General features: G+C 46.0%; 12 protein-coding genes and 1 pseudogene. 3 read left to right on the top strand and 10 right to left on the bottom strand.

All coding sequences use genetic code 11. The features are described 5' to 3' along the window. Window positions 1-99: 99 nt before the first annotated feature. The 3 genes from rpmG to radC form a co-directional block, all read right to left on the bottom strand. Window positions 100-255 (bottom strand): 50S ribosomal protein L33, encoded by a 156-nt coding sequence (gene rpmG, locus HUJ19_RS01100; RefSeq protein WP_018624044.1) that lies wholly within the window; start codon window positions 253-255, stop codon window positions 100-102. Between the two features lie 12 nt (window positions 256-267). Beyond that, a complete protein-coding gene (gene rpmB / locus HUJ19_RS01095) occupies window positions 268-504 on the bottom strand; it encodes a 50S ribosomal protein L28 (RefSeq protein WP_290621734.1) in 237 nt (78 codons plus the stop codon). Window positions 505-705: 201 nt separating this feature from the next. Continuing rightward, window positions 706-1380, bottom strand: coding sequence for a DNA repair protein RadC (radC, locus tag HUJ19_RS01090; RefSeq protein WP_290621733.1), 675 nt, complete (start codon window positions 1378-1380; stop codon window positions 706-708). A gap of 150 nt (window positions 1381-1530) precedes the next feature. On the opposite strand from radC, the gene coaBC reads away from it, so the two are divergent. From coaBC to slmA, 3 genes are all read left to right on the top strand, one after another. After that, complete coding sequence (gene coaBC / locus HUJ19_RS01085; RefSeq protein ID WP_290621732.1) at window positions 1531-2730, top strand: bifunctional phosphopantothenoylcysteine decarboxylase/phosphopantothenate--cysteine ligase CoaBC; 1200 nt, start codon at window positions 1531-1533, stop codon at window positions 2728-2730. A 98-nt stretch (window positions 2731-2828) separates the two neighbouring features. Then, the gene (locus HUJ19_RS01080; protein ID WP_290621731.1) at window positions 2829-5249 is read left to right on the top strand and encodes a phosphomannomutase/phosphoglucomutase; all 2421 of its coding nucleotides are present in this window, start codon (window positions 2829-2831) and stop codon (window positions 5247-5249) included. Window positions 5250-5288: 39 nt separating this feature from the next. After that, on the top strand, window positions 5289-5882 hold the full coding sequence (gene slmA / locus HUJ19_RS01075) for a nucleoid occlusion factor SlmA (RefSeq protein ID WP_290621730.1): 594 nt from the start codon (window positions 5289-5291) through the stop codon (window positions 5880-5882). A 9-nt stretch (window positions 5883-5891) separates the two neighbouring features. Here the strand turns inward: slmA and HUJ19_RS01070 are convergent, their stop codons facing one another. The 7 genes and pseudogenes from HUJ19_RS01070 to HUJ19_RS01040 form a co-directional block, all read right to left on the bottom strand. Next, the gene (locus tag HUJ19_RS01070) at window positions 5892-6857 is read right to left on the bottom strand and encodes a hypothetical protein (protein ID WP_290621729.1); all 966 of its coding nucleotides are present in this window, start codon (window positions 6855-6857) and stop codon (window positions 5892-5894) included. A gap of 21 nt (window positions 6858-6878) precedes the next feature. Continuing rightward, window positions 6879-7526 carry an orotate phosphoribosyltransferase gene (pyrE, locus tag HUJ19_RS01065; RefSeq protein ID WP_290621728.1) on the bottom strand — a complete coding sequence of 216 codons (648 nt, stop codon included), beginning with the start codon at window positions 7524-7526 and terminating at the stop codon, window positions 6879-6881. Window positions 7527-7651: 125 nt separating this feature from the next. Then, window positions 7652-7945, bottom strand: coding sequence for a PilZ domain-containing protein (locus HUJ19_RS01060; RefSeq protein WP_290621727.1), 294 nt, complete (start codon window positions 7943-7945; stop codon window positions 7652-7654). An 89-nt stretch (window positions 7946-8034) separates the two neighbouring features. Further along, entirely contained in the window at window positions 8035-8844 is an 810-nt protein-coding gene (gene rsmA / locus HUJ19_RS01055; protein ID WP_290621726.1) for a 16S rRNA (adenine(1518)-N(6)/adenine(1519)-N(6))-dimethyltransferase RsmA, read from the bottom strand. A 19-nt stretch (window positions 8845-8863) separates the two neighbouring features. After that, window positions 8864-9862 (bottom strand): 4-hydroxythreonine-4-phosphate dehydrogenase PdxA, encoded by a 999-nt coding sequence (pdxA, locus tag HUJ19_RS01050; RefSeq protein ID WP_290621725.1) that lies wholly within the window; start codon window positions 9860-9862, stop codon window positions 8864-8866. Further along, a complete protein-coding gene (locus tag HUJ19_RS01045) occupies window positions 9859-11142 on the bottom strand; it encodes a peptidylprolyl isomerase (protein WP_290621724.1) in 1284 nt (427 codons plus the stop codon). Before HUJ19_RS01045 ends, pdxA begins: the two co-directional genes overlap by 4 nt. Before the next feature lie 3 nt (window positions 11143-11145). After that, window positions 11146-11400: pseudogene (locus HUJ19_RS01040) on the bottom strand (LPS-assembly protein LptD); the annotation flags it as partial.

The following is an 11400-nucleotide window of genomic DNA, read 5'->3' as shown; positions in this document are numbered from 1 at the left end:
TACATAGAAGCGTTTTCTTGGAGGCAGAAAACTTAAAGTGATTTAACCATCTTTTAGAAAAAGCTTTTCTTAGAAAAGCTTGAGGATGGCTAAATTAAATTACTTAATTTTAGCTTCTTTGTAGATAACATGCTTGCGAATGGTTGGATCAAACTTTTTGATCTCCATTTTGCCTGGCATGTTTTTCTTGTTTTTGTCTGTAGTGTAGAAGTGGCCAGTACCGGCACTTGATACTAAACGGATTTTATCGCGCATCTCTATCGCTCCTTATACTTTTTCGCCACGAGCACGCAATTCAGCTAGCACAGTATCGATACCTTTTTTATCGATAACGCGCATACCTTTTGCAGATACACGTAATCTAACGAAACGCTTCTCGCTCTCAACCCAGAAACGGTGAGAATGTAGATTAGGTAAGAAGCGACGCTTGGTTCTGTTCTTCGCGTGTGACACATTGTTACCGGTCACAGGACGCTTACCTGTTACCTGACAAACCTTAGCCATGGATAGCCTCCAAAAAAATAACTCAAAAAAACGGTTTAAGGGCACGATGTTGGTAATTGGAACATCGCAGCTCTTCAAATTGGGCGCACTTTATACCAGAAACCAGCCTGCTTGACAACAAAACTCATAGCAAATGACCTGTTTCTAACTTAATTTGTTGAATTTGGCCATTTGCTGGCGTTTTTCGGCCTAATTCGCTAATTATAGTAGTCCATGCTCGGCAAAGGAATAGCTACCTCCCTGGGCCACGATAATATGATCCAGTGTTCGAATGTCCAATAAACCAAGTGCTTCCTGAATTTTATCAGTTATATGTCGATCTGAGGGACTGGGTTCGAGCGAACCGCTGGGGTGGTTATGGGCGAGGATCACCGCCGCCGAGTGGTAGGTCAGGGCTTTTTCAACGATCACTCGGGGATGCACTTCGGAGCTATTAATGGTGCCCTGAAACAGGGTTTCTGAGGCAAGCAGTTGATGTTGATTATTCAGGAACAGCACCACGAACTGTTCACGCTTGTGATGGCTCAGCAGGCTTTTCAGATAGAGTTTGACATCGTTGGGGTTGCTGAAAGACTGGCTGTGTCGCAGGCTTTCTTGCAGATAACGCCTGGAAAGCTCCAAACAGGCCTGTAACTGACAATATTTGGCACTGCCAAGGCCTAGGTGGCTGGTGAAGTTTTTCAGGTCGGCCTCAAGCAGGGCACGCAGGCTTCCAAACTCCCCTAGCAAGTGGCGAGCCAGATCGACGGCATTAAGACCTTGTGTTCCAGTACGTAGGAAAATGGCTAAAAGCTCGGCATCTGAAAGGCTTTGCGGGCCCTGGCGTAATAAGCGTTCTCTTGGCCGTTCGTCTTGCGGCCATTCCATTATTTTCATGGTCATCCCTGTTATAACTACTAACTTTTGAGAGTCACGAATGATAATTAACCCTAGCAAAACTGTAATTAGGATTTTCGCTATAAATTTTGTGCGTAAAGGCGTAAACTGTGCCCAATATCATAAGTTAAGTTAAATCAATCGGTTAGCATGAAATTGCAAGGGAAAAAAGTCCTTCTGGGCATTACGGGTGGTATCGCTGCCTACAAGAGTGCAGAGTTGTGTCGTAACCTGAAAAAAGCAGGTGCTGAGGTGCGAGTGGTGATGACTAAAGGCGCGCAAGCTTTTATCACGCCTTTGACGCTACAGGCGCTTAGTGGCAATCCGGTTCATCACGATCTGCTTGATCCAGCGGCAGAAGCGGCCATGGGTCATATTGAGTTGGCTAGATGGGCAGATTTTATTGTTATTGCACCAGCTTCTGCAGACTTTATAGCGCGACTGAATGCTGGGATGGCCGATGATTTATTGACTACTTTGTGTCTGGCCACTGACAGCCCAATTGTGGTAGCGCCAGCCATGAACCAGCAGATGTGGGTCAATGCGGCAACCCAAAATAATATTCGGCAGCTTATCCAAAAGGGCATCGAAATATGGGGGCCGGATGAGGGTGATCAGGCCTGTGGCGATGTTGGTCCAGGCCGGATGCTGGAACCTGTCGATTTATTAAACCGGATTGATCAACATTTTAATGATAAGCCGTTGCAGGGCCAGCGCTGGTTAATTACCGCAGGACCTACTGTGGAGCCGATTGATCCGGTGCGTTATCTGGCGAATCGCAGCTCTGGCAAAATGGGCTTTGCCATTGCTGAAGCGGCAGCCAAAGCTGGGGCTGAAGTTATTCTGGTCACTGGCCCCGTTAAACTTAATGCCAGCGCGGCCATCAAGCGCATTGATGTGCAAACAGCACAGCAAATGTTTGAAGCGGTGCAAGGTGAGTTTAAAGGTGTTGATACTTTTGTCGCCTGTGCAGCGGTGTCTGATTACCGTCCGAAAAAAGCGGCCACGCAAAAGCTCAAGAAGCAATCCGACGAGGGTTTAACCATCGAGTTGACACAAAACCCGGATATTCTGAAATGGGCTGCTGAGCAGAATAGCGCATTTTGTGTCGGTTTCGCTGCAGAAACCAACAATATCGCAGAATATGCCGAAGCAAAAATGGCCAAGAAAGGTATCAACGTCATTTGTGCCAATGATGTCAGTCGAAAAGACATAGGTTTTTCGAGTGACAATAACGAAGTGAGTGTTTACTATAAAAACAATGGAGCTATGCAGGTTGAACGACTAGGGCCTGCGTTAAAGTCAGTCATTGCACAGCAGCTGGTAAACTTTTTACCGGGTTTAAAATAGTTAATTGGCTGTTAGGGCCTTGGGTTGTTGTTAGTCGATCAAGGCTTGTTGCTTTATTAATGCAAAAATAGACCGCGAAGGATCTACAAGGGGGATGCATGGGGAAAGGTAAAAGTCTGGTTAGCTTTTTTCTACTACCACTGATTATAGGCTTGGCCCTGTTATGTGTAGTTGGAGCAGTGCTTTATTATCTGGGGATTCAGCAGCCGCTGGAAACTCAGGCCAAACAGTTAATTGGCTCGCAGATTGAAGAGCGCGCTGATCTTATCGAACAGAAAATCACTCAAATCCAAAAGACCATTTCGGTGGCCAGTCAATCCGGTGGCCAGCTTGATGAGGCTCAGCTTGTTCGCGATTTAAAAGCATCAGCACCGCAAATTGATCAGGTCCAGTTTTTTTCACCTGAAGACTTGCAGGTTAATCTGGATAATCGCCCCGTCATTACGCATGTGGTGGTAGATTTGTTAAGAAAAGAACTGGCCGGGGAGGAAGTCCCGCCTGAGTTGATACTGAATAAAGGCCAGCCGGATTACGTCGCTTTTGTGCATAAGCTTAATGATCAGCGCCTACTGATGGCGACCGTTCAACCTAGTCAGATGGTGAGTCTGATGGGTAGTGCTGATCCCGGCACCTATTTTGAGTTACGACAAAGTTTCGCTGGGTCGAACCATACCATTGCATCGGTCGGTACAAATCCGGGGGCCGGGCAGCCATTAGTGGTTTCGCCAGCATTCGGGGCAAACTGGACTGTTGCTTTCTGGCAAGGGACGGGTAACTTTCTGGCCACTGCAGGTTTGTTGCCGATAGTCCTGATGCTTGGAGCTGTTATTGCGATTCTGATTGCAGCCTTACTGCCAATGTTTGGGCTACAAAGACTTCTCAATAAAGATGCCCGTGAATTTATTCAAGGCATTAATGATCAGCACATGCCCAATCACTTCAGCCTTAGGTTTTTCAATGATATGGCTTCCAGTTATCGTCGTGTTGCCGGTTTAAAAGAGCCTGCTGAAGAAGTACAGGGTACTGATGATATTGAAGAAAATGGTCTACAGGTTGAAGACGACGCTGGTCAGGATGGAGAGTCGAGTACTCCTCGCAAAAAGTCTAGTCCAGGCGCGGGAAAATATGATCTGGAAGTGATCAGTCATTCGATCAGTTCCGATATTTTCCGTGAGTATGATGTGCGTGGGCGAGTGGATAAAGATTTTGACGCAGATGTAGTCTATGCACTTGGCTTAGCCATTGGTAGCGAAGCCTACGGGCGTGGCGAGCAGAAAGTTGTTGTTGCCAGAGATGGGCGTATATCCAGTCCTGAATTGCATGAGGCTCTGAAACAGGGCTTGGCGGAAAGTGGTCGTGATGTTATTGATTTGGGTATGGTGCCAACACCGCTACTGTATTTTGCAACTCATAAACTGGACACCCACTCAGGTGTGATGCTGACCGGAAGCCACAACCCAACTAATCATAATGGTCTGAAAATTGTGTTGGCGGGAGAAACCTTGCATGGAAAAGATGTTAAGGCGCTCTATACAAGAATTCGCGAGCAGGACTTCCTCAGTGGTCATGGGCAGGTGTCTGAACTAAAGATTGAGCAGCAATATCTGGAAGAAGTCGCTTCAAATGTAAGAATTGATAAACCATTAAAAGTCGTGATTGATAGTGGTAATGGAGTGACCGGTAATATCGCCCCCCGACTATTTCAGGCTTTAGGCTGTGACGTTATCGGCTTACATACGAAAATTGATGGAAATTTCCCTAATCATCACCCCGATCCGAACCATGCGAAAAATTTGCAGGATGTGATTGCTATGGTATTGCAGGAAAAAGCAGATATCGGACTAGCTTTTGATGGCGATGGTGACCGTCTTGGGGTGATTGATAATCAGGGAAATGTTATCTGGACTGACCGTCTGATGATGTTGTTGGCGATGGATGTGCTTTCACGGAAGAATGGAGCTGAAATTGTTTACGACGTGAAGTGTACCCGCCATTTGCCGGACATGATCAAAAAGCATGGTGGTCACCCCATTATCTGGAAAACGGGCCATTCGCTGATGAAGGCTAAAATGCAGGAAACTGGTGCTCAACTTGGCGGTGAGGGCAGTGGTCATATTTATTTCAAAGAGCGCTGGTATGGTTTTGATGATGCACTTTATGCCGCTGCGCGTTTGCTGGAAATTTTGGGCAAGGACCCAAGATCACTGGCGGAAATTTTTGAGCAGTTACCACAGAGTCTGGAAACAGAAGAAATCAATGTGCCGGTTGCTGATAAAGTTAAATTCAAATTGATCGAAGTGTTGATCAAAAAAGGTCAGTTCGGTGAGGGACGAGTTTCAACCATTGATGGAATTCGAGTGGAGTATCCTGATCGTTGGTTATTAGCTCGAGCTTCCAACACAACACCAAGCATTGTGGTCAAGTTTGAAGCAGATTCCAGTGAAGCATTGGAGCAGGTTAAAACGCTGCTGAGGGAGCAGTTATTAACTGTAGCTCCAAAGTTGAAAGTCAATTTTTAGAGTATTCACGTACAAGAAATTGGAAAAATAGAGAGTATTATGACAACCAAAAAAAATTCAAAGCGCAAGGAAGAAATCTTGCAAGCTTTGGCCTTAATGTTGGAGAAAGGCCCTGGGGAAAGAATTACTACCGCAAAGTTGGCGCAGGAGGTGGGCGTTTCGGAAGCTGCTCTGTATCGCCACTTCCCGAGTAAGGCTCGGATGTTTGAGGGGCTGATTGAGTTTACTGAAGAAGCGCTTTTTTCGAGAATCAATCGCATTGCAAAGGAGCAGGATGATATTCGCGAGCAATGCTTTCAGATTATGACGTTGGTTCTAACTTTTGCCAGTCGCAACCCTGGCATTTGTCGCTTACTGACTGGTGAAGCGCTGGCAGGTGAGCATGAGCGTTTAAGAGGTCGCATCAGCCAATTGTTTAACCGTATTGAAACTCAGCTTAAACAGCAGCTCAGGCAGCATGAAGTTGCAGTGAGTGGTAAGTTTAATCCGGATGTGGCCAGCCGAGCTAATTTATTGATGGCAATTGTGGAAGGACGTATTCAGCAGTATGTGCGCACAGACTTTCTACAGTCGCCATTGGCAAGCTGGGATCAGCAATGGCCGCTGCTCAGCAATATGGTAGCTTTGAATTAAGACTAAAACTTATAAGGATTCCCTTTCCGTCAGGTAGTCGACAAACCGGTTTTTAAGGTTTGTCACTTCCTGGCTGGCACAAAGTTTCTGTCCTGCCTCAGAAACATGGCAACTCACTTCCATCACAATCTGCATACTGTCACCTTCCCCCGGGATTCGCGTAATAGATAACGAAACTTGATTTTCAGATTGAGCTTTGCCGGTCACAATGAGCGTGTCAGTGACGATTTCCAGTTTATTTGAAGCGTTTTCATGGGCGAATATCTGGGTAAATTTCCAGGCTTTATCGCATGAAGGTCGGTCTGGGCAGCTATAAATGGCACCAAGATTATCAGCATTACCATTGGTGCGGTTTCTTTCAATCAGTTGCTGTGCCTGGAGTTCCTTGAATCGTACCAGGTCGCTCTGGAACTGCTCTGCAATAGCTTTGATCTTTTCTTCGTAACGAGTGATAGAGTTTTTGTTGGTTTGTATTTGCGACTTAGTTGCCTCTATCTCTTTCAGGGTGTTTTGTGGAACCGCTTTGCCCTGACGTTCAAAATTAGCGGCACGGCTTTGTAGCTCTTCAAGTTTATCGTTCAGATTTGAATTGTGGCCGTTAAGAAGATCGATATTGGCACGCAGTGCAGCTGTTTGATTATTCTCGGTTCTTCGGATGTCTTCAATGGTTTTGTATTGACGCATTAATAGGATGTCGCGACGTCTTTCTTCCATCTGCTTTTTTTGCAATGCTTCGAGTTGTTGCTCTTTGATACGGGCAGCTTCTTTCTCTTCAGTGGTCATTTCAGGAGGTACCACCTGCAAAACTCGTCCCTGCTCATTGATCACCTCATAGCCTACAATGACCGCTTCATCTGGTAAATAATCCTTTACGATGAGCCGTCCATCGCTATCTTTATAACGATAAAAGTTTTTGCCGAATGCGGCCTGGCTAACCAGTAGCAGTGTCAGGGTAAGAAGCAGGAATTTTTTCATAAAGCTCCAGTAACTAGAATGTTATGCCGAAACGCCATAAGTTTGACGATATTCAAGCACTTTATCATAGAAGTCGCCAAATTCTGTGTTGCTTTGCAAATAGTTGACCAGATCGTCTAGCTTGATGATTGAGTAGACAGGGATTCCATAGTCTCGTTCTACTTCCTGTACGGCAGAAAGCTCGCCCTGGCCACGTTCCTGTCTATCCAGCGCAATTAAAACACCACAAGGCTCTGCGCCATTATCCTTGATAATATTGATCGATTCACGGATGGCTGTGCCGGCGGAAATAACATCGTCAATAATCAGCACCTTGCCATGCAGTGCGCTGCCCACAATATTACCGCCTTCCCCATGGTCTTTCTTTTCTTTACGATTAAAGCTGTAGGGTGTGTTGATGTTGTGGTGTTCTGCAAGAGCTACCGAGGTGGTGCTGACCAACGGAATGCCTTTATAGGCCGGGCCAAAGAGCAGGTCGAAGCTGATATTCTGATCAACGATAGTTTGCGCATAACAGCGGCCAAGCTGAGCCAGATCGTAACCACTATCAAATAATCCGGTATTAAAAAAGTAGGGGCTTTGACGACCGCTTTTGAGGGTAAACTCACCAAATTTCAGGACATTCTTGCTGAGCGCTAGCTCAATAAATTGTTTTTGATAGTCTTGCATCGAGGGTTACAAGGGACTGATGGTTGATGTGAGCATGATAGCCGGTCACGATGTAAAAAAAAAGCATCGCTACAAACAAGCAATCAATTAGAGTCGGGAGAGAGGGGCTGAAGCTGGGTCTGAGATTAAACGAATTCCAGCGCTATTTTCTCGTCATCAACACGAACAACGCGCATCGGATGTAGAATCATTTTGCTTTCGTCTTCACCAAGAATCCCTTCGATATGAACCTTCACTACATCACCTGAATTGACTCTGTCACCGAGGTTATTTTTAATGAGGACACCGCCTTCAGAGATATCAAGGCTTTCGGTTAGGAATACTTGCGAGTCATGCTGGCGAACAGCGACGGGCAGGTGAACGGTTACGCGATAAAAACGACGAGCATCTTCCATATAAGGTACTGTGTTAGATTTCATACTCATATCCTTGAGTGGTTTCCGTGAATTCCATAATAATCAAAGACGCCAATAGTGTAAAGAGGCAAAATTGTTGGTCAAACAAACACTTAATCTGCTTGATTTGATTCAATTTTGCGGCAGATATCGACAAATTGTGCCAATGACAGCTGTTCCGCCCGTTCAGTGGGTTTTATGCCCAGCTGCTCAAGACCTGCTTCATCAATGAAGTTTTTCAGGCTGTTGCGTAAGGTCTTACGGCGTTGTCCAAAAGCAGCGGTGACTATCTGATTCAATAGTTTTTCATCCCCCACCGGAAAAGGCAGATTGTCATAAGGCTGCAGTCGAACAATCGCAGACTCGACCTTGGGCGGAGGCTGGAAAGCACCCGGCGGCACTAAAAATAACAGATCGGCCTGACAGTAATACTGAGTCATGACGCTCAGGCGTCCGTAGGAGCTGGTACCCGGTTGAGCGCAGATACGTTCTACTACTTCTTTCTGCAGCATGAAATACATGTCTTTAATGCTTTCACGCTGATTGAGCAGATGAAAAATCAGTGGTGTTGAAATGTTGTAGGGCAGGTTACCAACGACTCTGATTTGTTCATTACTGGCCAGTTGACTGAAATCGAACTTAAGGGCATCGCTGTGGTGGATGGTGAAGTTGTCATGTCCTGCGAATTTCTGTTCCAGTCGCGGAATTAAATCCCGATCCAGCTCGACGACATGCAATTCGGCGACCTTATCGACCAGGTGTTCAGTAATAGCGCCAAGTCCTGGTCCAATTTCCACTAAGCGGTCATTGGCCTGGGGAGTAATTGACTCCACAATTCGCTGAATGTAGTGGTTATCCGATAAAAAATTCTGACCGAATCGCTTGCGGGCCTGATGCCCCTGAACCATACGAGATTTTGACATGAGCTGATAACTTAACGAGTTAGTTCGATTTGCTGTTACGAATCAATTGTTGGGTGAATTGTAGCGCATATTGCATGCTACCGATATCGGCAAGATTGTGGCCGGCAATATCCAGCCCCGTGCCATGATCAACCGAAGTTCGAATGTAAGGCAGGCCAAGGGTTAAATTGATGGCTTTGCCGAAGCCTTTGTATTTCAAGGTAGGCAGGCCCTGATCATGATACATGGCCAAAACGGTGTCGACCTGCTCTAACCATTTAGGCTGAAACGCAGTATCGGCAGGAATGGGGCCAATCAGTTGGGCATTAATTTGAGTTCTTAATCTTTCGAGAGTCGGAATGATAGTGTCGATTTCTTCTCGCCCCAGATGGCCGTCTTCGCCAGCATGGGGGTTCAGCCCGCATACCAGTATTTTGGGGCGCTCAAGGCCAAACTTATTGTGTAAATCCTGCGCCAAAATGCTGATTACTTCGCTTAGAAGCTGTGGTGTGATGGCATCAGAAACCGCTTTTAGCGGAAGGTGTGTCGTGGCAAGAGCCACCCGTAGTCCTTCAGTTGCCAGCATCATGACCACTTTGTCGACACTGCTTTTGTCAGCAAAAAATTCTGTGTGTCCAGTAAAAGGTAATCCTGCCTGATTAATAATGCCCTTGTGCACAGGGCCGGTCAAAATGGCATCCACCCTGTTTTCATAGGCTAACTGGTGGGCTATTTCCAATGTTGTGATCACATACTCTGCATTGGCCTGGTTGAGCTTTCCTGCAACTACAGGAGCCTCTAATTCAACAGGAACAACCCATAGGTGTCCCTTCTGGTGAGCTGTAGGCGCCTGCTCTGGATCAAATTCAGATAAGGTCAGAGGAAGTTGCAGTTGCTGTGCGGTGTCTTTGAGAAGTTTAGGAGAGGCACAAACAAGAAGTTGATCACTATTTTCCAGTTGTGCCAGTTTTACGACAATTTCAGGGCCGATTCCGGCAGGCTCACCTGCCGTTATCAGAATTCTTGCAGGTTTTATCAAGCGTCTTCTTCCACGATTTTCTTAACGTAGGCTTCGTCGCGTAATTCGCGAATCCAGTTCTCGACTTCCTCGCCAAATTTACGCTGCTGCAGAATGCGCATTGCCTGCTGGCGTTTCATGGCGTCTGTCTGATCATCTGTGCGACGGCCCAGTAATTGGACAATGTGCCAGCCAAAGCTGGACTGGAAAGGTTCGCTAATTTCATTAACCTCTAAATCTGCAAGAGTCTGTTCGAAAACAGGGTCATAGACACCCAGATTGTTCCAACCTAAGTCACCGCCAATTTTTGCTGAGCCAGGATCGTCAGAATGCTTCTTTGCTTCATCAGAAAAGTCAGCTTCGCCAGCCATCACTCTTTGGCGAATATTAAGCAGCTGTTGCTTGGCATCGGCTTCGGTTGTGATCGCATCAGGACGAATCAGGATATGACGTGCGTTGGTCTGTTGCACCAGATGTTGCTGTTCGCCACGCTTGTCCTTAATTTTTAAGATATGAAAACCCGATGGACTACGAATGGGTTGTGATATCTCGCTTTTTCTTAAAAAGGTTACCACATTGGCAAACAGGTTCGGCATGTTGCTTTCTGTGCGCCAGCCGAAGTCACCGCCTTCTGCTGCATCAGGACTGTTAGATACTGCTTTAGCAGTTTCGGCAAAGTCGGCACCTGCCTTAAGCTCTTTAATAACGGCAAAGGCTTTCTGTTTGGCTTGGCTTACGGTTTGTTCGTTGGCGCTTTCAGGCACAGCAATAAGGATATGACCTAGGTGATATTCAACCTGATTTTGCGCATTCATTGACTGGATCAGCGAATCTACTTCTTTATCACTGATCTGAATACGACGAGCAACAAAGGCATCGCGTAGCTGACCAGTTAAAATTTCTTTACGTAGATCATCAAGAAAGAGTTCGTAAGAAATACCCTGTTGCGCCAGATTAAGACGAAATTCATCTAAAGACATACCGTTGTTCTGTGCCACCTGGCTAGCATACTGCTGTAATTCTGCAGGCTGAATTTGCATACCTGAGCGTTGTGCCATCTGATATTGCAGACTTTGAATAATCAGCTGCTCAAGAAGTTCTTTTCTCAATACTTCTTCAGAAGGAAGCTGACCACCACGAGAGCGAATTTGCTGTTTGGCCTGAATCACTTTGCGATCGAGTTCGCTTTGTAGGATGACGTCCTCATCCACATGCGCAATAACTTTATCAATAACTTCTGCCTGAAGTGCAAATGCTGCAAGGCATAAAGTAAAACCAACTAATGCTTTTTTAAAAATCATAGATTATTTGCCTAATAAATCTTCGTAACCGTAAATGCTGTCTTCTAAAAACTCTGTAGTGCTGCCGCGCAGACTACCAATCCCTTTTAAGACAAACTGTAAAAAGACGCCGGAGTTGTGTTCATCTTCTTGCCCCGGCAAGATAAATCCTTCGCTGTCGAGCTGAATATTCAAATAACGACGCGCCACTAAACGCACCGCCCAACAGCATGACTCATACTCTAGACCAAGAAAGGAGTCATTGGTTCGATTTTCAAT

Source organism: Kangiella sp. (genome assembly GCF_014762745.1).
In the GTDB taxonomy this organism is placed as follows: Bacteria; Pseudomonadota; Gammaproteobacteria; order Enterobacterales; family Kangiellaceae; genus Kangiella.
This window is presented reverse-complemented; position numbering and strand designations above follow the sequence as displayed.

Coding starts and splice junctions, on each gene's coding strand:
- slmA (WP_290621730.1), top strand. CDS start 5,289: ATGACAACCAAAAAAAATTCAAAGCGCAAGGAAGAAATCTTGCAAGCT.
- HUJ19_RS01045 (WP_290621724.1), bottom strand. CDS start 11,142: ATGATTTTTAAAAAAGCATTAGTTGGTTTTACTTTATGCCTTGCAGCA.
- rpmB (WP_290621734.1), bottom strand. CDS start 504: ATGGCTAAGGTTTGTCAGGTAACAGGTAAGCGTCCTGTGACCGGTAAC.
- coaBC (WP_290621732.1), top strand. CDS start 1,531: ATGAAATTGCAAGGGAAAAAAGTCCTTCTGGGCATTACGGGTGGTATC.
- rsmA (WP_290621726.1), bottom strand. CDS start 8,844: ATGTCAAAATCTCGTATGGTTCAGGGGCATCAGGCCCGCAAGCGATTC.
- HUJ19_RS01080 (WP_290621731.1), top strand. CDS start 2,829: ATGGGGAAAGGTAAAAGTCTGGTTAGCTTTTTTCTACTACCACTGATT.
- pyrE (WP_290621728.1), bottom strand. CDS start 7,526: ATGCAAGACTATCAAAAACAATTTATTGAGCTAGCGCTCAGCAAGAAT.
- HUJ19_RS01060 (WP_290621727.1), bottom strand. CDS start 7,945: ATGAAATCTAACACAGTACCTTATATGGAAGATGCTCGTCGTTTTTAT.
- radC (WP_290621733.1), bottom strand. CDS start 1,380: ATGAAAATAATGGAATGGCCGCAAGACGAACGGCCAAGAGAACGCTTA.
- rpmG (WP_018624044.1), bottom strand. CDS start 255: ATGCGCGATAAAATCCGTTTAGTATCAAGTGCCGGTACTGGCCACTTC.
- HUJ19_RS01070 (WP_290621729.1), bottom strand. CDS start 6,857: ATGAAAAAATTCCTGCTTCTTACCCTGACACTGCTACTGGTTAGCCAG.